19 protein-coding genes and 1 pseudogene are annotated in these 23,862 nt (G+C 65.9%); 13 read left to right on the forward strand and 7 right to left on the reverse strand.

All coding sequences use genetic code 11. The annotated features are described in order from the left end of the window. Window positions 1-13 precede the first annotated feature (13 nt). Window positions 14-2,134: a TonB-dependent receptor family protein gene (locus DES44_RS10015; RefSeq protein WP_233441646.1), complete on the forward strand. Its 2,121-nt coding sequence runs from the start codon at window positions 14-16 to the stop codon at window positions 2,132-2,134. A gap of 22 nt (window positions 2,135-2,156) precedes the next feature. On the opposite strand, the gene DES44_RS10020 is transcribed toward DES44_RS10015, so the two are convergent. From DES44_RS10020 to DES44_RS10045, 6 genes are read right to left on the reverse strand one after another with little or no spacing between them, the layout of a single operon-like run. Further along, entirely contained in the window at window positions 2,157-4,127 is a 1,971-nt protein-coding gene (locus tag DES44_RS10020) for a hybrid sensor histidine kinase/response regulator (RefSeq protein ID WP_058934813.1), read from the reverse strand. Beyond that, a complete protein-coding gene (locus tag DES44_RS10025) occupies window positions 4,124-5,014 on the reverse strand; it encodes an ATP-binding protein (protein WP_058934814.1) in 891 nt (296 codons plus the stop codon). The genes DES44_RS10020 and DES44_RS10025 overlap by 4 nt, the downstream gene beginning before the upstream one ends. 8 nt (window positions 5,015-5,022) lie before the next feature. Then, window positions 5,023-6,048 (reverse strand): SpoIIE family protein phosphatase, encoded by a 1,026-nt coding sequence (locus DES44_RS10030; RefSeq protein ID WP_058934815.1) that lies wholly within the window; start codon window positions 6,046-6,048, stop codon window positions 5,023-5,025. Window positions 6,049-6,051: 3 nt separating this feature from the next. Further along, window positions 6,052-6,486: an anti-sigma regulatory factor gene (locus DES44_RS10035; protein ID WP_232309987.1), complete on the reverse strand. Its 435-nt coding sequence runs from the start codon at window positions 6,484-6,486 to the stop codon at window positions 6,052-6,054. Then, window positions 6,449-6,850 carry an STAS domain-containing protein gene (locus tag DES44_RS10040; RefSeq protein ID WP_058934816.1) on the reverse strand — a complete coding sequence of 134 codons (402 nt, stop codon included), beginning with the start codon at window positions 6,848-6,850 and terminating at the stop codon, window positions 6,449-6,451. Before DES44_RS10040 ends, DES44_RS10035 begins: the two co-directional genes overlap by 38 nt. 3 nt (window positions 6,851-6,853) lie before the next feature. Next, the gene (locus tag DES44_RS10045) at window positions 6,854-7,735 is read right to left on the reverse strand and encodes an STAS domain-containing protein (RefSeq protein WP_058934817.1); all 882 of its coding nucleotides are present in this window, start codon (window positions 7,733-7,735) and stop codon (window positions 6,854-6,856) included. 187 nt (window positions 7,736-7,922) lie between these two features. On the opposite strand from DES44_RS10045, the gene DES44_RS10050 reads away from it, so the two are divergent. The 5 genes from DES44_RS10050 (at window position 7,923) to clpB (ending at window position 16,835) form a co-directional block, all read left to right on the forward strand. After that, window positions 7,923-9,116 carry an ATP-binding response regulator gene (locus DES44_RS10050; RefSeq protein WP_058934818.1) on the forward strand — a complete coding sequence of 398 codons (1,194 nt, stop codon included), beginning with the start codon at window positions 7,923-7,925 and terminating at the stop codon, window positions 9,114-9,116. An 89-nt stretch (window positions 9,117-9,205) separates the two neighbouring features. Next, the gene (locus DES44_RS10055; RefSeq protein ID WP_058934819.1) at window positions 9,206-12,769 is read left to right on the forward strand and encodes a response regulator; all 3,564 of its coding nucleotides are present in this window, start codon (window positions 9,206-9,208) and stop codon (window positions 12,767-12,769) included. Window positions 12,770-12,786: 17 nt separating this feature from the next. Next, the gene (locus DES44_RS10060; RefSeq protein WP_083526028.1) at window positions 12,787-13,662 is read left to right on the forward strand and encodes a CheR family methyltransferase; all 876 of its coding nucleotides are present in this window, start codon (window positions 12,787-12,789) and stop codon (window positions 13,660-13,662) included. A gap of 65 nt (window positions 13,663-13,727) precedes the next feature. Next, window positions 13,728-14,129 (forward strand): hypothetical protein, encoded by a 402-nt coding sequence (locus DES44_RS10065; RefSeq protein ID WP_198164940.1) that lies wholly within the window; start codon window positions 13,728-13,730, stop codon window positions 14,127-14,129. Between the two features lie 111 nt (window positions 14,130-14,240). Next, the gene (gene clpB / locus DES44_RS10070; protein ID WP_058934820.1) at window positions 14,241-16,835 is read left to right on the forward strand and encodes an ATP-dependent chaperone ClpB; all 2,595 of its coding nucleotides are present in this window, start codon (window positions 14,241-14,243) and stop codon (window positions 16,833-16,835) included. 516 nt (window positions 16,836-17,351) lie between these two features. Here clpB and DES44_RS10075 read toward each other — a convergent pair. Further along, the gene (locus tag DES44_RS10075) at window positions 17,352-18,074 is read right to left on the reverse strand and encodes a pirin family protein (RefSeq protein ID WP_058934821.1); all 723 of its coding nucleotides are present in this window, start codon (window positions 18,072-18,074) and stop codon (window positions 17,352-17,354) included. Window positions 18,075-18,174: 100 nt separating this feature from the next. Here DES44_RS10075 and DES44_RS10080 point away from each other — a divergent pair, with 100 nt between their 5' ends. The 7 genes and pseudogenes from DES44_RS10080 (at window position 18,175) to DES44_RS25575 (ending at window position 23,776) form a co-directional block, all read left to right on the forward strand. Further along, entirely contained in the window at window positions 18,175-19,137 is a 963-nt protein-coding gene (locus tag DES44_RS10080) for a LysR substrate-binding domain-containing protein (protein WP_058934822.1), read from the forward strand. Continuing rightward, window positions 19,134-20,087 carry a tRNA glutamyl-Q(34) synthetase GluQRS gene (gene gluQRS / locus DES44_RS10085; RefSeq protein WP_058934823.1) on the forward strand — a complete coding sequence of 318 codons (954 nt, stop codon included), beginning with the start codon at window positions 19,134-19,136 and terminating at the stop codon, window positions 20,085-20,087. Before DES44_RS10080 ends, gluQRS begins: the two co-directional genes overlap by 4 nt. 177 nt (window positions 20,088-20,264) lie before the next feature. Then, window positions 20,265-21,122 (forward strand): hypothetical protein, encoded by an 858-nt coding sequence (locus DES44_RS10090; RefSeq protein WP_058934824.1) that lies wholly within the window; start codon window positions 20,265-20,267, stop codon window positions 21,120-21,122. 51 nt (window positions 21,123-21,173) lie between these two features. Next, window positions 21,174-21,758 carry a hypothetical protein gene (locus DES44_RS24630; protein WP_147307044.1) on the forward strand — a complete coding sequence of 195 codons (585 nt, stop codon included), beginning with the start codon at window positions 21,174-21,176 and terminating at the stop codon, window positions 21,756-21,758. 67 nt (window positions 21,759-21,825) lie between these two features. Beyond that, window positions 21,826-22,788 carry a lysozyme inhibitor LprI family protein gene (locus DES44_RS10095; RefSeq protein ID WP_116001484.1) on the forward strand — a complete coding sequence of 321 codons (963 nt, stop codon included), beginning with the start codon at window positions 21,826-21,828 and terminating at the stop codon, window positions 22,786-22,788. A 265-nt stretch (window positions 22,789-23,053) separates the two neighbouring features. Continuing rightward, window positions 23,054-23,398: pseudogene (locus DES44_RS25570) on the forward strand (FKBP-type peptidyl-prolyl cis-trans isomerase); the annotation flags it as partial. 24 nt (window positions 23,399-23,422) lie between these two features. Further along, entirely contained in the window at window positions 23,423-23,776 is a 354-nt protein-coding gene (locus DES44_RS25575; protein WP_232310027.1) for an FKBP-type peptidyl-prolyl cis-trans isomerase, read from the forward strand. Window positions 23,777-23,862 lie beyond the last annotated feature (86 nt).

Consider the following 23,862-nt stretch of genomic DNA (forward strand, 5'->3'; position numbering starts at 1 on the left):
CATGGCGACGGCCGTGGCAACCGCTGTGGCCACGCTGATGGGACTCAGTGGCGCAGCCGTCGCGCAGTCCCAGACGCCGCCAGCCGCCGTGCTCCCCGCCGTGGTCGTCACCGGCAGCGTCTCCGAACGCGCGCTGGAAGCCGCCCCGTACGCCGCTTCCGTCCTGGACGCCGACACTCTGCGCCAATCCGGCCCGATGGTGAATCTGTCCGAGGCCCTGGTCCGCGTGCCAGGCATCACCGCCAACAACCGCCAGAATTACGCCCAGGACCTGCAGCTCTCCTCGCGCGGCTTCGGCGCCCGCGCGCCCTTTGGCGTGCGCGGCCTGCGGCTCTACACCGACGGCATTCCGGCCACCATGCCGGACGGCCAGGGCCAGGTCTCCCACTTCGACATTGCCTCGGCGCAGCGCGTGGAAGTGGTGCGCGGCCCGTTCACGGCCTTGTACGGCAACAGCTCGGGCGGCGTCATCGCCGCCTTCACCGCACCGGTCACCCAGGCCGGTGCCGACCTGTCCCTGGATGCCGGCGCGGACGGCCTGCGCCAGGGCCGCGTCAGCATCGGCGCGCCGCTGGGCAGCGGCTGGGACGGGCAGGCCAGCCTGAGCGGCCTGCATATCGACGGCTTCCGTCCGCAGAGCGAGGCCCATCGCACGCTGGCCACCGGCCGACTGGCCTGGTCCGGCGAATCGGACCGGCTGGTGCTGCTGCTCAACACCTTCCGCCAGAACGCCCAGGACCCGCTGGGCCTGACCCGCGCGCAATGGCAGCAGGACCCGGACCAGACCACGCCGCAGGCGATCCAGTTCAACACCCGCAAGGAAGCCAGCCAGACCCAGCTGGGCGGACGCTGGACCCATCGCTTCGACGCCGCCAGCCCGCTGTCCAGCAGCAGCCTGATGGCCTACACCGGCTGGCGCAGCGTGACCCAGTGGCAGTCGATCACCGTCGGTGCCCAGTCGGCCGCGGGCAGTGGGGGCGGCGTGGTCGACGTGGACCGCCGCTATGACGGTGTGGATGGCCGCCTGGTGTGGCGCCTGGCCGGCGGGTCCCTGGCCACCGGCGTGAACCTGGAACGGCAGCGGGACGACCGGCAGGGCTTCCAGAATTTCATCGGCACGGGCGCCGCCCAGCAACTGGGCGTGACCGGCGCTTTGCGGCGCGACGAGGACAACCGCGCCACCACCCGAGAGGCCTATGCCCAATGGGACGGCGCGCTCACCTCCACGCTGGACGCGATGGTGGGCGTGCGCGGCGGCGAGGTGCGCATGTCCGCGCAGGACCGTTTTCTCAGCAATGGCGACGATTCCGGCGCGCGCCGCTTCCGCTACGCCAATCCGGCCGTGGGCCTGGGCTGGCGCCTGACGCCCGCGCTGCTGCTGCATGCGGCGGTTGGCCGGGGCTTCGAGTCGCCCGCCTTGAACGAGCTGGCCTACCGCTCGGACGGCACGGGTGGCTTCAACACCGCCCTGAAGGCGCAGAAGAGCCAGCAGCAGGAACTGGGGCTGAAGTGGCGGGGCGAGCGGGCCTCGCTGGATGCCACGCTCTTTCACATCGGCACCCGCGACGAGATTGCCGTGCTGACCAACAGCGGCGGCCGCTCCAGCTACCAGAACGTTGGCCGCACGCGGCGCAGCGGGGCAGAGCTGTCCGGTGACTGGCGTCCGGCCGCTGCCTGGCGCCTGGCCGGAACGCTCAGCACCCTGACCGCACGCTACCGCGACAGCTTCGTCACCTGCACCGGCACGCCTTGTCCCACGCCGACGGTGGCGGTGCCCTCCGGCATGCGCATTGCGGGCACCAACGGCGGCAGCGCCTTTGTGGAACTGGCCTGGAAGCCCCCCGTGTGGCGCGGCGGCGAAGCCGCGCTGGAGTGGCGTGGCGTGAAGAAAACGGCGGTCAACGACACCAACAGCGAGTTCGCGCCGGGGTACGGGCTGATGCACTTGCGGCTCACCCAAGACGGACAGGCGAGCGTGGGCCGCTGGACCTGGACGGCGCGTGTGGAGAACCTGATGGACCGCCGGTATGTGGGCAGCGTCATCGTGAACGATGGCAATGGCCGCTTCTATGAACCCGCGCCGGGGCGCACCTGGTGGCTGGGCCTGAAGCTGGCCACGACGCTTGGCTCCTGACGGGAGCGGAGCCGATCTCCGCTCAGGCGCTCTGCGTCAGCTGCTCCATCATCCGCAGCAGCTGCTGCGGACGCAGCGGCTTGCTGAGATGGGCATCAAACCCGGCCTGCAGTGCCTGCTGTCGGTCCAGGTCGCGGGAGAAGGCCGTCAGCGCAATCGCCGGCAGGCGTCGCCCCGCAGCTTCGCGCTGCCGCAGCTCGCGGATCAGCTCGTAGCCGTCCTTGCCGGGCATGCCCACGTCGCTGATGAGCAGGTCGAAATGCGTGCGCGCCAGGGTGGCCAGCGCGTCATCGGCGGACTGCACCAGCGTCACGCGGATGTCGCGCTCACCCAGGATCAGGCGCAGCATCGAACCCGCATCGGCATCGTCGTCCACCAGCAGCACCTTCAGGCCCGCCAGCCCGGCGGCATTGGTGGTCTCCGGGCCCTCGGCGGGGCCCAGCAGGCCGGCACCGGTGTCCGGACCCTCCGCCGGCTGCGAGGCATCGGCGCCCGGCAGCCAGAAGGCGATGCGGGCGCCCAGGCCGGGCCCGTCGCTGTGCACCTGCACCCAGCCGCCATGCGCCTCCACCAGGCTCTTCACGATGGCCAGGCCCAGTCCCAGGCCCCCGTGCTGGCGGTTGCTGGAGGCGTCACTCTGGGTGAAACGGTCAAAGATGTAGGGCAGGAACTCGGGGTCGATGCCCTGGCCCTGGTCGCGCACCTCGATCAGCGCGCCGCCGTCCTGCGCCCGCAGCGTGAGCGTGATGGTGCTGCCCTTGGGCGAGAACTTCGCGGCATTGCCCACCAGGTTCCAGATCACCTGCTGCACCCGGCCGCTGTCGGCCATGAGCAGCAGATGCTCGTCCTGCAGATCCAGCTCCAGCGTATGGCCGCCGGCCTGCACCCCCGCCTGCACGGCCGAGACGGCCGCCCGCACGATGGCGCCGGCTTCCTCCACCTCCCGGCTCAGCGGCAGCTTGCCGACATTCAGCCGCGACATGTCCAGGATGTCGGAAATCATCCGCGCCTGGATGCTGACGTTGCGCTCGATGGCGGTCAGGCCCTTGCTGAGCAGCTCCGGCGGGCTGTGGCGCTGCAGCACATGGGCCCAGCCCATGATGGCATTGAGCGGCGTGCGCAGCTCGTGGGAGAGCACGGCGATCAGGTCGTCCTTGAGGCGGCTCAGCCGTTCGGCCTCGCTGCGGGCGGTGCGTTCGCGGTCCAGCATGGCCTGCCGCTGCTGCACCAGTTGCTGCTGGTGCGACACATCCATGGCCATCACCATGCCCACGCCGGGCTCGACCGGCGGGGAGGTGGTCCACTCCACCGTCACCGCATCCCCGGACGGGGTGAGCAGCGAGAACTGGGCCCGGTGGCCGCTGTCCTCAAGCTGCTGGAAAAACTGCAGGGCCACTGGCCGGTCCGCCGGGGCCACGAAGTCCAGCATCGGCTGGCCCACCACCTCGGCGCTGCTGCGCTCCAGCAAGGCCAGCATGGCGGGGTTGGCGTCCAGCACGGCGCCGTCGCTGGCCTGCAGCAGGCAGATGCCGCTGGGCGCCTGGGCATACACGGTGCGGAACTTCACCTCGCTCGCCCGCATTGCCGCCTCGGCGGCCTGGGTGCGCACCAGCGCCTGGATGGTGGACACCAGCACCGCCGGTTCGACCGGATGGGTCAGGTAGGCGTCCGCGCCGGCATCCAGGCCACGCACCTTGTCCTCATCGGACAGGTAGGCGGCGGTCAGGTGGATCACCGGCAGACGGAAGGTGATGTTGCGGGCGCGCAGCCGGCGGCACAGCTCGAAACCGTCGATGTCCGGCAGGTGGATGTCGAGCACCACCGCCGAGATGCCCCGGTCGGCAATCTCCAGGGCCTGGGCGCCGGTGGCGGCTTCCTCGGTCGGGAAGCCGGCGGCATTGAGCAGGCGCACGGTGGTGTAGCGGCCGACCGGGTCGTCGTTGACCACCAGCAGCCGGTGCTGGGAGCGATCGATGGCCCGAGGCTCGTTCATGCGCGCGTTTCTCCGGCGAAGCCAGGGGCCAGCCGCAGCGGCACCGTCACGGAGAACACCGAGCCCTTGCCCGCCTCGCTCTGCAGCCCCACATGCCCCCCCAGCAGTTCCGCCAGCCGCTTGCTGAGCGACAGGCCCAGGCCCGTGCCCCGCAGGCGCTTCTGAATGGGCGAATCCAGCTGGATGAAGTCCTGGAAGATGGCGTCGTGGAATTCCGGCGCGATGCCGATGCCGGTGTCGCTGACCGAGAACACCATGCTCTCGCCTTCCTGCACCGCCGACACCCGGATTTCCCCGTGCTGGGTGAACTTGAGGGCGTTGGAGATGAAGTTGCGCAGGATCTGCGACAGCTTGCCGTTGTCGGTGAAGAGCTGTCCGGTGCCCACCGGCTCTTCGAAGATCAGCTGCACCTCCGGATTGACCAGCACCGGCTTGAACATGCCGCGCAGGGCGGCAAACAGATCGACCAGTTCAAACCAGGCCGGAGAGATGTCGATCCGGCCGGCCTCCACCTTCGCCAGGTCGAGCAGGTCGTTCACCATGTCGGTAAATTCCTCCGACGTGGTGCGGATGAACTGGATCTGTTTTTCCTGCTCCGGCGTCAGCGGCCCGTCCACCCGGTCCAGCAGCAGCCGGGTGAGGCTGCGGATGGAGGAAATGGGGGTGCGGAACTCATGGCTCATGTAGGCCAGGAAGCGGCTCTTGAGCTCGGTGGCCTGGCGCAGTTGCTGCGCCTGGGTGTCCAGTTCGGCATACAGCGCCAGCACGCCGCGGTTGGTTTCGTCCAGCTCCATCTGGAGCTCCTGGAGCTGTCGCCGGGTCTGATCCAACTCGGCCAGGGCCGCACGCAGGGCATCGGGATCTTGATCAGGCAGTGCTTCGGTCATCGTTCGGGTCAGGCAACAGGGCGGCGGGGCGCCGCGACCACCACGGTGGCATCGTCGCGGCCGCGGAGGTGGTCCCGCAGAATCCAGGCGGCCACGCAGGCCGGTCCGGCTTGCAGCAGGCCCGGTACATCATCAAGCTTCCAGCGGCTCTGGATGCCATCTGAATGCAGGACAAGCACCGCATGGGCCGGCCACTCGTAGCGCATGTCCTGCAATCGGCGCACCTGCACCCCCAGCGTGCCATGTTGGACCAGGAGGCTGCGGTCGACCACCCCCGAGATCAGGCGCCCGCTGACGTTGCCGGCCCCCGACACCACCAGGCTCGGCGTTGTCAGGTCCAGGCAGGCCAGGGTGACGGCGGCGCCGCGGGTGCTGCGCATCGGGTCATGGGTCCGCTCCAGGATCGATGCGGGAGACGCGGTGCCATCCGGCATCCGGTGCAGCAAACTCACCATGAGGTCCGCCGCCTCGGCAGCGTCGGGCCCATGGCCCAGCCCGTCGGCCACCAGCAGCAGGCAGTGGTCCTCCAGCGTCCGCACGGTCCAGGCATCGCCACTGACCTGCTCGCCGGGAGCGGCCAGGGTCAGGCCGACGATGTCGAAGCCGGGAGTGGGCGGCACGACAGGGCGGCGCTCCGGGGCGTCGGCCGAGGCGCGGGTGGCGATCACCGTGCCGCGGCCCGGGGCGGAGAAGGCGTCAAAACGCGCCGCCAGCCGCCGGATGGCGCCCAGGCCCGTGCCGGCTGTGCCGCCGGTGCTGTAGCCGTCCTGCAGGCAGCGGTGCACGTCCATGCCGGGGCCCTGGTCCAGGGACAGCACCTCCACCTGGCCGTCCACGGCCGCCATCAGCAGCGCGGCCTGCCGGCCGGGGCCGACATGGCGGTGCAGGTTGGTGCCCAGCTCGGTGACCATCAGGGCCAGCCGTCCGCAGGCCTCGGGGTCGAAGCCCAGGCCGCCCGCCAGATGCAGGGCCGCCCGGCGCGCTTCGCCCACCTGGCTGACGTCCTCGATGGGAAAACGCAGATGCGGCTGCATCGCCTATTTCCAGCGGGTGATGGTGACCCGTGTGCCCTGGCCAGGCGCCGTCTCGAGCTCGAAGTCGTTCACCAGCCGCTTGCTGCCGGACAGGCCCATGCCCAGGCCGCCGCCGGAGGTCCAGCCGTCCTTGAGCGCCAGGTCGATGTCGGCAATGCCGGGGCCCTGGTCCACGAAGGACAGCCGCAGGCCCTGGCGCAGGCCGTTTTGGACCAACTGCCACAACATGTCGCCGCCGCCCCCGTAGATGAGGGTGTTGCGGGACAGCTCGCTGGCCGCGGTGATCATCTTGGTCTGGTCGACCAGGCTGAACTTGAGCTGCTGCGTGAGCCGGCGCACCTGCTGGCGGGCCAGCACGATGTCCGCCTCGCTGCGGATGGGCATCTGGCCCTGTTCGGACTCAGTCGACATCGTGGTGATCGCGGTCATGGCCGTCATGGAACTGCTCCTCGTCCGTTGCCTTGAGCAGCTGCAGGCCGCGTTCCACATTCAGGGCGGTCCGCACGCCGTCCAGCGACAGTCCCAGCTCCACCAGGGTGATGGCCACCGCCGGCTGCATGCCCACCACCACGGTGGTGGCGCCCAGCACCCTGGCAATGCCGGAAATGCTGGCCAGCATGCGGCCGATGAAGGAATCGACGATTTCCATGGCGGAGATGTCGATCAGCACACCGGTGGCGCTGGAGGACTGGATCTTGTTGGCCAGGTCGTCCTGGAGCGCCAGGGCGGTCTGGTCCTGCAGGTCGACCTGGATGGTCACCAGCAGGGTCCGGCCCATTTGCAGGATGGGGATGCGCTGCATGGCTCAGTCCATCCGGCCGGAGACGACTTCCGCGGCGCCGCGGTTGCGGGTGATCACGTACCCGGTGCGGCGCAGGGCCAGCGACAGGGCGTCGGCCAGCGACGCCTTGGTGGTGATGCCTTCCAGATCGATCCCCAGGTGCACGATGGTCTGGGCGATCTGCGGACGGATGCCGCTGATGATGCAGTCCGCCCCCATCAGGCGGATGGCGGTGACGGTCTTCATCAGATGCTGGGCGACCAGCGTATCCACCGTGGGCACGCCGGTGATGTCGATGATGGCCAGCGCAGAGCCCGTCTCAACGATGCGCTCCAGCAGCGCTTCCATGACGATCTGGGTGCGACCGCTGTCCAGCGTGCCGATCATGGGCACGGCCAGCACGCCCTCCCAGAGCTTGACCACCGGCGTGGACAGCTCCAGCAGGTCCTGCTGCTGGCGGGCGATGATGTCTTCGCGGGTGCGCTGGTAGGCGGACACCGTGTGCTGGGCCATGGCGTCCAGCAGGGTGGAGACCTCCCAGGTGGCGGCGAAGAGCAGGTCCGGCTGGCTGCTGAAGGCGCGCTGCAGGCCGCCGAACAGCGGCTTCTTGAGGGCCAGCACGAAGCGGCTGGTGTCCGCGGCGGTCGCCCCTTGGGCCGCGCGGGAGGCGGACAGGCGGGCCAGCAGGTCGCGCAGGCGGGACCAGCCGGCGGCGTCCAGGTCCGTCAGGCCGCCGCTGGCGCGCAGGCCGGCCAGCAGCGCCTCCAGCAGTTCGCTGGTTTCGCGGCTGTCGCTGTGCAGGTCACGGCCGCCCCCGGTGGCGCGGAGTTCCGCCTGCCATTCGGACAGGACCTGTTCCTTGTGATGGGCCAGCAGGTCTTCAACCGCAACGCTGTGTGGATTCATGGATTCCTCGGGTGGACTGGGGGAACGGAGAGGGCGACACAATGCGTGTCAAAGGGGAGGCGGCGGCATATTAACCCTGCCTTGGAGGACTGCCGACCCTACAGTGGGGGCCTTGTTGTCCCTGAGGGGGGTGGCACGCCGTTTGCCCATCTGGATTTGGCGGTGGCCTACCGCACAAGACTGACGAATGATGAAGATGCTGATCGACTGGGAGACAGAAGTGGCGCAAGAGCAGACCCCCGGCACCAACGCCGGGGCGGCGGACGTGTCGCCACGGCGGCCAATGAATGTGCTGGTGGTGGACGACAAGCCGCAGAATCTGCTGGCCATGAAAGCCTTGCTGGGAGATGGCCTGGAGCCGGACCTGCAGGTGCTGACGGCGGATTCGGGGCCGGCCGCCCTGGAACTGCTGCTGGAACACGAAGTCATGCTGGCCTTGCTGGATGTGCAGATGCCAGGCATGGATGGCTTCACCTTGGCAGAACTGATGCGGGGCACGGAACGTACCCGGCATGTGCCCATCATCTTCCTGACCGCCGGGGCCCGGGAAGCGCAGCGCAGCTTCAAGGGCTATGAGGCGGGGGCGGTGGACTTCATCTACAAGCCGGTGGACGCCCATGTCATGCGCAGCAAGGTGGCGGTTTTTGCCGACCTGCATCGCCAGCGCCAGTTGCTGGCCGAACGGATCGAGGCCCAGGAGCGCCTGGCCCGGGTCAATGCGCTGATGCTGAGCGCACTCTCCCATGACATCCGCGGCCCGCTGTCCGTGATGATGCTCAATGCCGAACTGCTGATCCGCCAGGCGGACCAGCCGGTGCTGCAAAAGGCCGGCGCCCGCATGAAGGCGGCTGCCACGCTGCTGGGTCGCCAGGTGGACCATCTGGGCAGCCTGGCCCAGCGCCCGTGCGAGCTGCTGGAAGTGCATCCGCGCCGGGGCGACCTGGCCGCGCTGACGGCCCAGCGGCTGGACCTGGAGAGCAACCAGGCCGTGCTGTGGGCGCCGCCGAGCTTCGAGCGCATCGGCGACACCGCCGGGGACTTCGACGCGGAGGCGCTGGCCCGTGCCATCGACCAGCTGTTGATGCAGGCCGCCACCCATGCCGGCGATGCCCCCATCCGCATCCAGGTGGACGGCAGTGCCCACCGGTCGCTGATGCTGCGGCTGAGCTTTGACACGGTGCTGTCGGCCGAAGCTTCCATCCATCTGTTCGGCGGCCATGAGCCGGTCTCCGGCATGGCCTCGCCCCATGTGGGGCCGGGCCTGGAAGAGCCGGAGCGGGTGGCCCGCGCCCATGGCGGCTCCCTGATCGGTGGCTCCCGGCAGCGTCAGGGTACGCTGCTCGAGCTGCTGCTGCCCCGCCACCAGGCCGATCGCCCCTGACGCTTCCACTGGCTTCCCCCATCGCGCACCGGCCGGACGAAACCGGCCAGAATGCGCCCCCTCATGGCTGAACGGCTTTCTTGACTCCCATGACCACCTCCTCTTCGGCTTCGACCCCGGACCTGGCCCTCCACCGGATCCGATGGCTGCCGGCACCCACGATGCTGGGCTTTGCCCTGGCCATCCTGACGATCTTCATGACGGCCTTCATGTCCTGGCGCTCCCAGCAGGAGCAGTCGGCCACCGCCGATGCCATGGCCAGTACGCTGGTCGTGCAGGAACAGATCCAGGCGCTGGGCTCGGCGATCAAGGATGCAGAGACCGGCCAGCGGGGTTATCTGCTGACCGGCGTGGACACTTATCTGCTGCCGTTCAACACCGCCCAGGTGGTGCTGCCGCTGGCAGTGCAGCGTCTTCGGGTGAGCTGGGCGGACAACCCGCCGCAGCTGGCCCGGCTGGATACGGTGGAGATGCTCTACAAGACCAAGCTCACCGAAATGCAGGAGACCATCGACCTTCGCCGTCGTGGGGACCGCATCGATGCGCTCAACACCGTGCAGGGCGACCGCGGCCGCATCCTGATGGACCGCATCCGCACGCTGCTGGGCGAGATGGAGCGCGAGGAGCGCGAACGCGCCGCCAACCGGCGGTCCACCTGGGACGCTGCCGTGCTGCAGACCCAGGCGATGCTCTGGGGCGGCTCGGCGCTGCTGCTGGTGCTGGTGCTGGTGGCCCTGGTGCTGACCATCCGCAACTATCGAGCCACCAAGGCCGAGGACTGGATCAAGGCGGGTAAATCCCAGCTGGTCGCGCAAATGCAGGGAGATCCGCGCATCGAGCGTCTGGGTGAAATCGTGGTGAGTGCGCTGGCCCGGTACACCCAGGCGCAGGTTGGCGCTTTTTATGTCGCCCAGGAAGACGGAAGCTTTGAGCGAGTCGCTGGCTACGCTTTGCCCACCGGCGATGCCGCCCCGCCGCTGGTGCGCAGTGGCGACAGTTTGCTGGGCCAGGCCGTCAAGGACCGGCGCACGGTGCACCTGAAGAATCTTCCGAAGGACTACTTCAATGTGGCCTCCAGCCTGGGGAAGTCCAACTCGCGTGAGGTGCTGATTGGACCTTCCGGCATCGATGGCGGCATTCAGTGCGTGGTCGAACTGGGCTACTTGCGCGAAGTGGGAGAACACGAGCGTGAGCTCTTGACCCGCGCCGGGGAGTTCATCGCCATGGCCCTTCGCTCGGCCAAGGACCGCAGCCGTCTGGAACAACTGCTGGAAGAAAGCCGTCGCCAGTCCGAGGAACTGCAGGCTCAGCAGGAAGAACTGCGCGCCAGCAATGAAGAGCTGGAAGAGCAGGGCCGCGCCCTGCGTGAATCGCAGCTGCGGCTGGAGCATCAACAGACCGAGCTGGAGCAGAGCAATGCCCAGCTGGAAGAGCAGGCCAAGCAGCTGGAGCTGCAGCGCTCCGAGCTGGAGAGTGCCCAGGGGCTGCTGACGGAGCGGGCGGATGCGCTGGAGCGGTCCAACCAGTACAAGAGCGAGTTCCTGGCCAACATGAGCCACGAGCTGCGCACCCCGCTGAACTCCACCCTGATCCTGGCCAAGCTGCTGGCCGACAACAAGGACGGCAACCTGAGCTCCGAACAGGTGCGTTTTGCCGAGACCATCACCTCGGCCGGCAACGACCTGCTGGCGCTGATCAACGACATCCTGGACCTGTCCAAGATCGAGGCCGGCAAGGTGGAGGTTCAGATCGAGCGGGTGCCGGTGCCGCGCCTGCTGCAGCAGTTGACGCAGACCTTCGCGCCCATCGCCGCACAGCGCCATCTGGCCTTCGGCCTGAACCTGCAGCCGGGCGCGCCCGACTGGCTGGAAACCGACGAAGGCCGCATCAGCCAGGTGCTGAAGAACCTGCTGTCCAACGCCCTGAAGTTCACCGAGAAGGGCTCGGTGCGGATGGAAGTGGGCGGCACCGCGGACGGCCGCCTGGTGTTTGCGGTGAAGGACACCGGCATCGGCATCGCGCCGGAACATCAGGACCAGATCTTCGAGGCTTTCCGCCAGGCCGATGGCAGCACCCACCGCAAATATGGCGGCACGGGGCTGGGCTTGTCGATCTCGCGGGACCTGGCCCGTCTGCTGGGCGGGGACATCTATCTGGAAAGCAGCCCGGGCCTGGGCAGCACCTTCAGCCTGGTGTTGCCGCAGAAGCATGTGGCGCCGGCGCAGAGCGACTCGCCGCGTTCGCTGCCGCCGGCCCAGGCACCTTCGCCCGCCCGCTCGCCAGTGATGGCGCCGCCCGCCATGGTGCCGGCCATCAGCGCGGTGGCGACGGGGACCCTGGCAGGGGGAAGTGGCGGCGAAGGCGACATCCCGAGCCGTCCCGCCCCCGCCACCCACGAAGCGCGTCTGCCGCAGCTCGACGACGACCGCCTGCGCTGGGTGCCGGGTGCCCGCTCCATCCTGGTGATCGAGGATGACGAGCGCTTTGCCGCCATCCTGCGGGACCTGATCCGCGAAATGGGCTTCCTGTGCCTGATGGCCCACACCGCGGAAAACGGCCTTGCGGTCGCGCAGCGGTATGCGCCCAGCGCCATCCTGCTGGACATGAACCTGCCGGACCATTCGGGCCTGGGCGTGCTGGATCGCCTCAAGCGCGACCCGCTGACCCGTCACATCCCCGTGCATGTGGCCTCGGTGGAAGATTACAGCCATGAGGCCCTGGAGCGCGGTGCCATCGGCTATGCGCTCAAGCCGGTCAAGCGCGACGAGCTCGAGCATGCGCTGCAGCGGCTGGAGGCCAAGTTCTCGCAGCGCATGCGCCGCGTGCTGGTGGTGGAAGACGACGCCCGCCAGCTCGACAGCATCCGCCACCTGCTGGCGGCCGATGATGTGCAGATCCAGGGCGTGGCCACCGCGGCCGAGGCGCTGGAAGCCCTGCGCAGCACCACCTTCGACTGCATGGTGATGGACCTGCATCTGCCGGACATGAGTGGCTTCGACCTGCTGGACCAGATGGCCCTGCAGGACGAGGTGGCCTTCCCGCCGGTGATCGTCTACACCGGCCACAACCTCTCGCCGGTGCAGGAGACGCAGCTGCGCCGCTATTCCCGCTCCATCATCATCAAGGGCGCCCGGTCGCCCGAGCGGCTGCTGGACGAGGTGACGCTGTTCCTCCACCAGGTGGAAGCGCAGCTGCCGCCGGAGCGTCAGCGCATGCTCAAGGAGGTGAGGGCGCGCGACAACATGCTGGAAGGCCGTCGCATCCTGGTGGTGGAAGACGATGTGCGCAACATCTTTGCGCTGTCGGCCGTGCTGGAGCCCAAGGGTGTGAAGGTGGAAATCGCCCGCAATGGCCGCGAGGCGCTGGAGCGGCTGGCCCAGTCGTCCGGCCCCGGACCGGGCGAGGGCGGCAACAAGCCACCGATCGACCTGGTGCTGATGGACATCATGATGCCGGAGATGGACGGCTTCACCGCCATGCGGGCCATCCGCGAGCGGCCGGACTGGCGCCGCCTGCCGATCATCGCGCTCACGGCCAAGGCGATGAAGGACGACCAGGAGAAGTGCATGGCCGCGGGGGCGAATGACTACATCGCCAAGCCGCTGGACGTGGAAAAGCTGCTCTCCCTGGTGCGGGTCTGGATGCCGCGCTGATGGACGAGGGCGGTGTCATGAAGTCCGGGACTGAAGGCGCGTTCGGGGGGCTGCTGGGCGATGACCACCTGCCGGCCCATCCGGAGGTGGACATCGAGGTGCGGTTGATCCTGGAGGCGATCTACCAGCGCTACCACTACGACTTCCGGGATTACGCCCAGACGTCGCTGCGCCGGCGGCTCAAGGCGGCCATGCAGCGCTTCGACTGCCCCACGCTGTCCCAGTTGCAGGGGCGCCTGCTGCGGGAGGGCGAAGTCTTCCGCTCGGTCCTGAAGGACCTGACGGTGCAGGTCAGCGAGATGTTCCGCGACCCGGAGTACTTCCGGGCCCTGCGCGAGCAGGTGGTGCCGGTGCTGCGCACCTATCCGTCCCTCAAGATCTGGGTGGCGGGCTGCAGCAGCGGGGAGGAGGCGTATTCGCTGGCCATCCTGATGAAAGAAGAAGGGCTGCTGGAGCGCACCCTGATCTACGCGACCGACATCAGCCAGGAAGCGCTGATGCAGGCCCAGGCCGGTGTCTACCGGATCGACCTGGTGCCTGGCTTCACCGAAAACCATCGTCTCTCGGGCGGCAAGGGCTCGCTGTCGGAGCACTACACCGCGGCTTATGACCACATCCTGCTGGACAAGGCGCTGAAGGAGCGCATCGTCTTCAGCGACCACAGTCTGTCCACCGACAGCGTGTTTGCGGAGGTGCAGCTGGTGTCCTGCCGCAATGTCCTGATCTATTTCAACCGGGCGCTGCAGGACCGGGCTTTCGGGCTGTTCAGCGAGGCCCTGTGCCGCAATGGCTTCCTGGGGCTGGGCGCACGGGAGACCCTTCGGTTCTCGGCGCATGCCGGGGATTTCAACGAAGTGGCGCCGCACGAGCGGATCTACCAGCGCAAGGGGTAGTCGCCTGCCCACACAGGCGCGGGCCTTGCCCTGGAAAGGCATTCCCCTTTCCAGGAGCAGACATCATGGCAACCAGCAGCATCCTCGGCGGCACGCCCGCCCCCCAGCAGGCCGACGGCCGCGGCACCGACGCCCTGGGCCCGAGCGACAGCTCGGACAGCGGCAGCGACGTGATGGGCGAACGCCCGATGGCCACCGGTCCGGATGATCCGGACAACCTCGGCGCCGTGCCCAGCAACCCCGGCAGCGACAGCGACCGCTTCGGTACCGGCGAGCGCGCCTCGGCCACCCCCGGCGGCCGCAATGACCGCGCCGACGGCGACATCAGCCCCGACCGCATCGCCGAAGCGGACGCGGTGCTGGGCCAGGTGGACGACAGCATCGATGTGGACGAACTGGCCAGCGGCGACGATCCGTCGGCCGGGCCGGATCCCGAGCATGAGGACGAGGACCTGGACGCCGCCTGAGGTCCGCCGGCGCGGTTGTTGACAAAAGTCGACCGCGCCGCGCTCTCCTCCGATAGGCTCTTGAAATAGAGGGACACAGTCCCATCTGCTCGACCAACGGAGGTTCATCCCATGCGAGTCGACAAGCTCACCACACGATTTCAGGAAGCGCTGGCCGAGGCCCAAAGCCTGGCCGTGACGCGCGACAACCCCTACATCGAACCCGTCCACGTCCTGTCCGCCATGCTGGCGCAGGACGATGGTCCGCGCGCCCTGCTGGAGCGGGCGGGCGTCAAGACGCCGGCGCTGAAGTCCGCCGTGGACGGCATCCTCACCGGGCTGCCCCAGGTGCAGGGCGAGGGCCAGCAGGTCCAGCCCAGTCGGGATCTCATCAGCCTGCTGCAGGCGTCCGAGAAGGAAGCCTCCAAGCGCGGCGACCATTTCATTGCCAGCGAAATGTTCCTGCTGTCCCTGGCGGACGCCAAGTCCGACCTCGCCGGTGTCGCGCGCGGTCACGGACTGACCCGCAAGGCGCTGGAGACCGCCATCGAGGCGGTGCGCGGCGGCCAGAAGGTGGACAGCCAGGAATCGGAAGGCAATCGTGAAGCCCTCAAGAAATACACCCTGGACCTGACCGAGCGCGCACGCGCCGGCAAGCTGGACCCGGTGATCGGCCGGGACGACGAAATCCGCCGCGCCATCCAGGTGCTGCAGCGGCGCACCAAGAACAACCCGGTGCTGATCGGCGAACCGGGCGTGGGCAAAACCGCCATCGTGGAAGGCCTGGCCCAACGCATCGTCAATGGCGAAGTGCCGGAAAGCCTCAAGGACAAGCGCGTCCTGGTGCTGGACATGGCGGGCCTGCTGGCCGGCGCCAAGTTCCGCGGCGAATTCGAGGAACGGCTGAAGTCGGTGCTCAAGGAAGTGGCGGCGGACGAAGGTCGCATCATTCTCTTCATCGACGAGATCCACACCATGGTGGGCGCCGGCAAGGCCGAGGGCGCCATGGATGCCGGCAACATGCTCAAGCCGGCCCTGGCCCGTGGCGAGCTGCACTGCATCGGCGCCACCACGCTGGATGAATACCGCAAGTACGTGGAAAAGGACGCCGCCCTGGAGCGCCGCTTCCAGAAGGTGCTGGTGGACGAGCCCAGCGTGGAAGCCACCATCGCCATCCTGCGCGGTCTGCAGGAAAAGTATGAGGTGCACCACGGGGTGGAGATCACCGACCCGGCCATCGTGGCGGCGGCCGAGCTGAGCCATCGCTACATCACCGACCGCTTCCTGCCGGACAAGGCCATCGACCTCATCGACGAGGCGGCGGCCAAGATCAAGATCGAGATCGACTCCAAGCCGGAGGCCATGGACCGCCTGGACCGCCGCGTCATCCAGCTCAAGATCGAGCGGGAAGCCGTGCGCAAGGAAAAGGACGAGGCGTCCCAGCGCCGGCTGGCCCTGATCGAGGAAGAACTGCTCAAGCTCCAGCGCGAATACAACGACCTGGAAGAGATCTGGACCGCCGAGAAGGCGCAGGCCCAGGGCTCCGCGCATGTGAAGGAAGAGATCGACCGGATCAAGTTCCAGATCGAGGAATTCAAGCGCAAGGGCGACTTCAACAAGGTGGCCGAACTGCAATACGGGCAGTTGCCGGCTTTGGAGAAGCGCCTGGGTGAAGCGCAGGCGAAGGAAGCCGGCAAGGCCAAGGACAAGACCGTTCCGCAGTTGCTGCGCACCATGGTCGGTGCGGAAGAGATTGCCGAAGTGGTGTCGCGGGCCACCGGCATTCCGGTCAGCAAGCTGATGCAGGGCGAGCGCGACAAGCTGCTGCAGATGGAGTCCAAGCTGCACGAACGTGTGGTGGGGCAGGACGAAGCCATCGTGGCGGTGGCGGATGCCATTCGCCGCTCCCGCGCCGGCCTGTCCGACCCGAACCGTCCGCTGGGCAGCTTCCTGTTCCTGGGCCCGACCGGCGTGGGCAAGACGGAGCTGTGCAAGGCCCTGGCCGGGTTCCTGTTCGACAGCGAAGACCACATGGTGCGCATCGACATGAGCGAGTTCATGGAGAAGCATTCGGTCAGCCGCCTCATCGGCGCGCCTCCGGGCTATGTGGGCTACGACGAAGGCGGCTACCTGACCGAAGCCGTGCGCCGCAAGCCTTACAGCGTGCTGCTGCTGGATGAGGTGGAGAAGGCCCATCCGGACGTGTTCAATGTGCTGCTGCAGGTGCTGGACGACGGTCGCCTGACCGACGGCCAGGGCCGAACGGTGGACTTCAAGAACTGTGTGATCGTGATGACCAGCAACCTCGGGTCGCAGCACATCATGGCCTTGCAAGGCGAGTCCGATGAGGTGGTGCGGGACGCGGTGTGGGGCGAGGTCAAGGCGCATTTCCGGCCGGAGTTCCTCAACCGCATCGACGAGACCGTCATCTTCCATGCCCTGGGCGCGCAGCACATCAAGTCGATTGCCCGCATTCAGCTGCGTCAGCTGGAGCAGCGTCTGGACAAGCTGGAGATGAAGCTGGATGTGAGCGAAGAGGCGCTGGACGAATTGGCCAAGGTGGGCTTCGACCCGGTCTTCGGAGCGCGGCCGCTCAAGCGGGCCATCCAGCAGCGGATCGAGAACCCGCTGTCCAAGCTGATCCTCCAGGGGCGTTTCGGGCCCAAGGATGTGATTCCGGTCAGCGTGGAGAATGGCGACTTCAGCTTCGGTCGCGTGGTGCACTAAGCGCGGAGGGCAGACGGGCTCGGTAGACCGGGCTCGTCTGCTGCGTGTGGATGGCGTGCGCCGCCTGCTGCGTGTGCCTCGTCCTTCTGACGGGGGCATTCGCTCACGCGGTCGTTGGTACTGCCGGCGCCGCGCGGCTTTGTAGAGGCGCTACGGTTCCTGTTGCCGCTGCAACTGCTGCAACTGCTGCGCTCTCAGAGGCTGCTGCACCGGCTGCCACTGCACCGGCTGCAACTGCGCCGTCTGAGATTGCTGCTCCTGCGCCTGTGCGCTCTGACAGGGCAGATACTTGCTGATGCTGCTCAGGGAGCGCCACTCGTCGGCGAGCCAGGAATTTCCAGCGCGTCGAAGAACGAAAGCGGCGCTGGATCGAAGGCGGGGACTGGGTGCACGGCAATCCTTGCGGCCCCGCAGGGTGGGAGCCTGCGGGGTCAGTCACCCGAGAGGGGGCAGGTGTTCCATCGGAATCGCGCCGCACTGAAGCCGCGGCGCGATTCCCCCGCCTGCCGCGCAGGGTCAGGCCGGCAGGTCGAACACCAGCACTTCAGCGTCCTGGCCGTTTTCCAGCACCACCCGTTCTTCCTGACTCATCTGCAGCGCGTCGCCGGCGGACAGCTTTTCTCCATTCACCGTCAGTTCACCGCGCACCAGGTGCACATAGCTCAGGCGCCCCGCCGCCAGCGGCAGTTCCGCCCGTTCATCGCCATTGAACAGACCCACATGCAGGCGGGCGTCCTGATGGAGGGACACCGAATCCTGCGCACCATCCGGCGAGGCGATCAGGCGCAACTGGCCTCGCTTGTCGCTGTCCGGGAAGTGCTTCTGCTCATAGCTCGGGGCCACGCCTTGACGGTCCGGCATGATCCAGATCTGCAGGAAGTGGGTCTGGCCGTCCTTCGAGTGGTTGTACTCGCTGTGCATCACGCCGGTGCCAGCGCTCATACGCTGCACGTCCCCGGGACGGATGACGCCGGCGTTCGCACCGCCCGGCTTGCCGTTGCCCATGCTGTCCTGGTGGGCGAGCTCGCCGCTCAGCACATAGCTGATGATCTCCATGTCCCGGTGGCCGTGGGTGCCAAAACCGGTGCCGCCGGCCACCTTGTCCTCATTGATCACCCGCAGTGGGCCGAACCCCATGCGACGGGGGTTGTAGTAGTTGGCAAACGAAAAGCTGTGGAAGCTCTTGAGCCACCCATGGTCCGCATAACCACGGTCCGAGGACTTGATCAGTTCACGCATGTTGTTGCTCCTTGTTGACTTGCGATGGCTTCACTGTAGGCAAGCGCGCCCCTCCCGAGGGGGAGGGGTTTTGAGGCCTGCATTCAAATAAGATGAAGGCATGTCACAACACGACAAACGACGGGCCCTGACGCCGGAAGCCCTGGCGATGATGGACAGCATCGCGCGCAGCGGCAGCTTTGCCGCGGCCGCGCGGGAGATGGGCAAGGTGCCCTCGGCGCTGACCTACAGCGTTCGGCAGCTGGAAGATGCGCTGGATGTGCTGCTGTTCGATCGCAGTTCGCGGCAGGCGGTGCTGACCTCGGCCGGGCAGGAGCTGCTGACGGAAGGGCGGCGCCTGCTGCTGGAGATCGATGCGGTGGCCAACCGGGTGAAGCGGGTGGCCACGGGGTGGGAGAGCGAGCTGACCATCGCGGTGGACGATGCGCTGGCGCGGCGGGCACTGTTTGATCTGATGGAATCGTTTTATCAGTACACCGAGGACGGTCATCCGCCGCCCACGCGGCTGAAGCTGCGCACAGAGGTGATGGCGGGCACCTGGGAGGCGCTGATGTCCGGTCAGGCAGACCTGGCCATCGGGACCAGCGCGCAGCCGCCGGGCAGCTCGGTGATCTGCGAGGTGCTCGGGCCGATGGAGATGGTGTTTTGCGTCGCTCCGCATCATCCGCTGGCGAAGGTGGAAGGCACGTTGACTTCGGCGGATCTTGCGCCGCATCGCATCGTGGCGGTGGCGGATACGGCGCGCAGTCTGGCGCCGATGACGCTGGGGGTGATGCCCGGGCAGGAGGTGCTGACGGTGCCGTCGATGGCGACCAAGCTGGAGGCGCTGGTGCGGGGGCTGGGCTGCGGGTTCCTGCCGACGTCGATGGTGCGCCGGCATGTGGAGGCCGGGCGGCTGCTGGTGAAGCAGACGTTCCAGGGCAAGCGGGTGTCGCCGATGAACTATGCGTGGCGCAATACGGGGCATCCGCCGGCGAAGGCGCTGGCGTGGTGGTTGAAGCAGTTGCACAACGAGACGACTCGGCGGGCGTTGTTGGAGCAGCATGAGGGGCTGCTGCTGTGAGACCCTATCGCGGGCGGTTTGCGCCGTCACCGACCGGGCCGTTGCATGAAGGCTCGCTGGTGGCGGCGCTGGCCAGTTGGCTGGATGCGCGGGCGCATGGGGGGCAGTGGCTGGTGCGGATCGAGGATGTGGATCGGCCCCGGTGCCCGCCGGGGACGGACGCCCTGATCTTGTCCCAGTTGCATCAGGCGGGGTTGCGGCCGGATGAGCCGCCGGTGTGGCAGTCGGCAGCAGCGCAGGAGTTGCGCTATCAGCAGGCGCTGGAGTCGCTGGCTGCGCAGCGGTGGGCTTATCCGTGTGCATGTTCGCGGAAGGACATCGCCCAGGCGCTGCAGGCGCAGGGGGAGGCTCGGGAGCGGCATGGGGAACTGGTGTATCCCGGCACTTGCCGATGCGGCTTGCGGGGGCGGGAGGCGCGGGCGTGGCGGCTTTTGAGTACGACGGAGCCTGGTGCCGGGCAGTGCGAGGGGCAGGATCTGACACTGTCCTGGGAAGATCGGCGGTTGGGGGTGCAGCAGCAAAACCTCACCCGCGAGGTGGGAGACTTCGTGCTGCTGCGGGCGGATGGGCTGTGGGCCTATCAGCTGGCCGTGGTGGTGGACGACGGGTGGCAGGGAATCACCGACGTGGTTCGCGGGGAAGACCTGGCGGACAACACGCCGCGGCAGATTCGGCTTCAGCAGTTGCTGGGGTTGCCCCAACCCCGTTATCTGCACACGCCGTTGGTGCTGGGGGATAACGGGGAAAAACTCTCCAAGCAGAACGGGGCTCAGGCACTGGATCTTTCGGATCCGGTTGGGGCGCTTTTACGCGCTGCAGCGCGACTGGGGCTGGGGTTGGGGCTGGGGTTGGATCGCGACCTTTCCGGCGGGCGTCGGTTCACCGTGCCAGAGGTGCTGGCTTCGGCGGTCGCCGCTTGGCGTGACAAGGTCGGGCTTCGGCACTGGTAGCGCCGGTAGTCGGGGCGCTGTGCTCTTTGACTGCGCCCGAAAGGGCCTAGCTGGCCCCTGTTTGCTCCATGGCCAGGGCCAGTGGCCCCACACGGCGCCGCAGCCATCGCTGCCTGCCCGTGGGCTGCAAATACGTGATGCGGATCAAGTCATCATCGAATAAGGGAGTATGTAGTAATGGAGGTGAAAAATGGAGCCATCAAGAGAATGACAAGAGTTCGCTTGACCGTGGCGGCTCTGGTCTGTGCGTTCCTGACTTCGGCGACATGGGCCGGCGAGGAAGTACCCAGTCGATGTGAGAAGGGGACATACGCGGGAAAGGTTCCTGGGAAAACCTCATACCGCAAGGACTCCTTCGTGTGGGCCGTTTCGGCCAAGTTTGCGGCAGATTACTGCATGCCGGATAGCTTCGTGGACGCTGACCTGCCGCAGGGTGTCGAGGCAGTGGCTTATCGGCGAGCAGAAGACTACGACACGCAGGCGTGCATCCTGACTGAAGGCGTCGAGACGTGCAATCCGCTGAAGGACCATGTTCTCGAAATCTACGTCCGACACAACGCTGTGATGCATGCACGTGAAGGTCGTTTTTTCGACAGCATCTCGGCCCCTTCGGTAAACCTGATCAACGAAAAGCTTTCTTCCACCCAGGCTCGTCTGAAGAGCGGTCAGGTCCCCGCAGGTGCTAGTGGAGTGAGCATCTTCGATTCCAGTCAAATTTTGTTGGCTACGGTGGCGGACGGAAAGACCAATATCCGCTTTGGAGGCATGTACCTGCGAACGTTCTTTGAGGGAATTCTGGATGGTCTCGATTACCTCGCCGTTCACGGACAGCTCGGATTCACACACCGATCCATCTGGAAGCGGCGAACTTCTCAACAGGATCTTTATTTTCTGATCGACCACTTGCGTCGTCCGGACGAACAGCGATTGAGCTGGGCAGAATCGATAGCACCACGAGAGCTTGAGACTTTTGTCTTTTCCCTGAAGATTCCTAAGAGAATTGAGGCTGCAATGATTGCAGAAGACCAGAGGTAAGCGCCCGGGTGCGCTGAGGAAAAATATTAAAATTGAAAGAGGGAAAATGTCGTGAAATCCGCCAAATACAGTCTTTTGACGCTTTTCCTGGCAAATGCTTTATCAGGGTTCGTGGTGAGCGCCGAACCGCTTCCCCAAGAGACGCGGCTGCGGGACATCGAGTTGGCGCGAGTCGTCGTTGAACGTCTCGTCAACAATCGCGAGCTGTCAGGTTTCTCCCCATCTCGCCTAAAGCAGATTCCCGGGTTTTTGGTTGAAGAAGAGGTTGATGCGGGAGGCGAGAAAATTCTGAAGGGGCGAGTTGAATCTAGGCTGATAGAAGCAATAAGTCTGGGCATCGGTGAGGCAAAAGATCCTCAGTGGGCGGCTCAGTTGTTATCGATTGATTTTGCGGCTGGTGAAACGGGAAATCGCACATTTTTCCTGAAGGATTGTTTTTCCACGCAAGATCTGCGGCGACTCATGTCCCCGGAATGGAAGCAAGCGGTCTCAAGTCACCATATGCGTTTTGATTTTCAAAGAGACGATGGTAGTCATCAATATATGTTGCGGACTAATCCACCGTATGACGATGGCTCTCGCACTGGCATTGGAGCATGTCTGAAGAGTATCTCAATTTTTTATCTCTATAACTAACAAAATCTTGGCTTTGAGTCACAAAGATTTGCGAGTTGTCGATGAGCCCTTTTTGTAGAGATTAGTGATGAATATTGTCCGAGCGTTGACGTTGGTGATCCTGTCTCTCATGATGCAGAGCACATTCGCGGCAGGATTTTCGTGTGTTGACGCGACGTCAAAAGTGGAATTTACAATTTGCCTAGATGCCAGGTTGTCGCACATGGACGGGCAAATAGCGCGTGTCTATGTAAAACGGCTAGCGACAAGTGAAGATCCAGCGGGCTTGCGAAATTTGCAGCGCACCTGGATCGCCGAGAGAAATCAGTGTCAGTCGCGTGAATGTTTGCTAAGGATTTACAGGCAGCGGCTAAAGGATATCGGGGAGAAGTCTTTTATTCCCGATGCCCAGGAATCATGGGAAATGAAATTCCCAAATGGCTGGTGGATATCAGGAGTTAATTCGACCTCCGCCGGCATTTTGGATGCGGTTGCGGTACTCGACAATAAAGGGAAGCTACGACAGTTCTCGGTTCCGGCAAAGAAAGAAATTGATGTTCGGTCTGGACGGCATCCTGAGTTAATACTCTTTGATGACGATTTCCAGCTGTGGAATCATAAGCGTCTCTCTATCGAGAATTTTAGAGGTCTTGGCTACTGTGGTGCCAGCTCGGCCGTACTTCGCGTAGTAGAGACCGCAGGCGGTGAAACGCGAAGGTTGATGGCCCTTTCGAGACGTCTTCATGACGAAGGGGTTAAGAGTTGCAAAGAAGTCGCGCGGACGTTTGATTTCAACGGGCTGGGTGCGATCTGGTTATTCAACCAATATGCCGCATTCGCCCCGCCTCCAAGAGAAATACTCATTCGCCTCACGTCAGATTTCGACTCGGATGCACTGTCGCTCAACCAAGGGATTCATCTTGTGGATTTGAACGACCTTTTGCCCTTGGTCGAAAAGAAATGCGGTCCAATCAGTTTGGGGCTGGACCTACGCACGGAGGTGTCTTGCGTCGATAATGCTATCGAAAAGCTTTTTGAAAGATCGTTTTGAAAGTTGAATGCGAAAGACAATGACTGATACGAAAACCCTGTCATTGACGACATATCAAACGCGCAGGCCTCATCAAGACCAGGAGCCTCCCGAGCGGCCAAGGTCCCTCAAACCTTCCAATAGCCCAGCCGCTTCGGCCAACTCCCGCCTGCATCAAGGCTGATCGCCCCTGGAGCGGCCTCGGTGTATCCACCCCGCACACCCCTCCGCCTCAGGCAGGTTCAAGGGCTGGCATCATGCGGGTTTTGCAATTCCAAGGATCACCATGACCACGACCCCCAGCGGCCTGCAATACGAAGACACCACGCCAGGTACTGGCGCGACCGCCAAGGCCGGTCAGGACGTGAAGGTGCATTACACCGGCTGGCTCTACCAGGACGGCCAGAAGGGCGCCAAGTTCGACTCCAGCAAGGACCGCGGCGAGCCGTTTGAGTTCGAGCTCGACGGCGGCATGGTCATCAAGGGCTGGGACGAAGGCGTGCAAGGCATGCAGGTGGGCGGCACCCGCGTGCTGGTGATCCCGCCGAATCTGGGCTACGGCGCCCGCGGTGCCGGTGGCGTGATTCCGCCGAACGCAACGCTGATGTTCGAAGTGGAGCTGCTGGGCGTGAGCGGCGGCTCCGAGCCCATCTCGCTGACCCTGACCAGCACCCCCAGCGGCCTGCAGTATCAGGACACGGTGGAAGGCGAGGGCGCCGTGGCCGAAGCCGGCAAGCGCGTGACCGTGCACTACACCGGCTGGCTGTTCAAGGACGGTCAGCGCGGCCGCAAGTTCGATTCCAGCAAGGACCGTCGCGATCCGTTCCGCTTCCATCTGGGCGGCGGCGAAGTGATCCAGGGTTGGGATGAAGGCGTGCAAGGCATGAAGGTCGGCGGCACCCGCTATCTGGTCATCCCGTCCGAGCTGGGCTATGGCGCTTACGGCGCCGGCGGTGTGATTCCCCCGCACGCCACCCTGCTGTTCGAAGTGGAACTGCTGGCGGTCTGATCGACCGCGGTGGGCCGCCCCGGCGTCGAGTCGGGGTGGCGCCATCCGTGCCGCAGCGTCTGGGACGGTGCTATGGCAGGCGCCAC

Source organism: Roseateles depolymerans (assembly GCF_003387155.1).
Taxonomy (GTDB): Bacteria; Pseudomonadota; Gammaproteobacteria; order Burkholderiales; family Burkholderiaceae_C; genus Roseateles; species Roseateles depolymerans.

Bases quoted from the DNA above. Each gene is read 5' to 3' on its own strand.
- DES44_RS10020 (WP_058934813.1), bottom strand. From the start codon at position 4,127: ATGAACGAGCCTCGGGCCATCGATCGCTCCCAGCACCGGCTGCTGGTG.
- DES44_RS10025 (WP_058934814.1), bottom strand. From the start codon at position 5,014: ATGACCGAAGCACTGCCTGATCAAGATCCCGATGCCCTGCGTGCGGCC.
- DES44_RS10030 (WP_058934815.1), bottom strand. From the start codon at position 6,048: ATGCAGCCGCATCTGCGTTTTCCCATCGAGGACGTCAGCCAGGTGGGC.
- DES44_RS10035 (WP_232309987.1), bottom strand. From the start codon at position 6,486: ATGACGGCCATGACCGCGATCACCACGATGTCGACTGAGTCCGAACAG.
- DES44_RS10040 (WP_058934816.1), bottom strand. From the start codon at position 6,850: ATGCAGCGCATCCCCATCCTGCAAATGGGCCGGACCCTGCTGGTGACC.
- DES44_RS10045 (WP_058934817.1), bottom strand. From the start codon at position 7,735: ATGAATCCACACAGCGTTGCGGTTGAAGACCTGCTGGCCCATCACAAG.
- DES44_RS10050 (WP_058934818.1), top strand. From the start codon at position 7,923: ATGATGAAGATGCTGATCGACTGGGAGACAGAAGTGGCGCAAGAGCAG.
- DES44_RS10055 (WP_058934819.1), top strand. From the start codon at position 9,206: ATGACCACCTCCTCTTCGGCTTCGACCCCGGACCTGGCCCTCCACCGG.
- DES44_RS10060 (WP_083526028.1), top strand. From the start codon at position 12,787: ATGAAGTCCGGGACTGAAGGCGCGTTCGGGGGGCTGCTGGGCGATGAC.
- DES44_RS10065 (WP_198164940.1), top strand. From the start codon at position 13,728: ATGGCAACCAGCAGCATCCTCGGCGGCACGCCCGCCCCCCAGCAGGCC.
- clpB (WP_058934820.1), top strand. From the start codon at position 14,241: ATGCGAGTCGACAAGCTCACCACACGATTTCAGGAAGCGCTGGCCGAG.
- DES44_RS10075 (WP_058934821.1), bottom strand. From the start codon at position 18,074: ATGCGTGAACTGATCAAGTCCTCGGACCGTGGTTATGCGGACCATGGG.
- DES44_RS10080 (WP_058934822.1), top strand. From the start codon at position 18,175: ATGTCACAACACGACAAACGACGGGCCCTGACGCCGGAAGCCCTGGCG.
- DES44_RS10090 (WP_058934824.1), top strand. From the start codon at position 20,265: ATGGAGGTGAAAAATGGAGCCATCAAGAGAATGACAAGAGTTCGCTTG.
- DES44_RS10095 (WP_116001484.1), top strand. From the start codon at position 21,826: ATGAATATTGTCCGAGCGTTGACGTTGGTGATCCTGTCTCTCATGATG.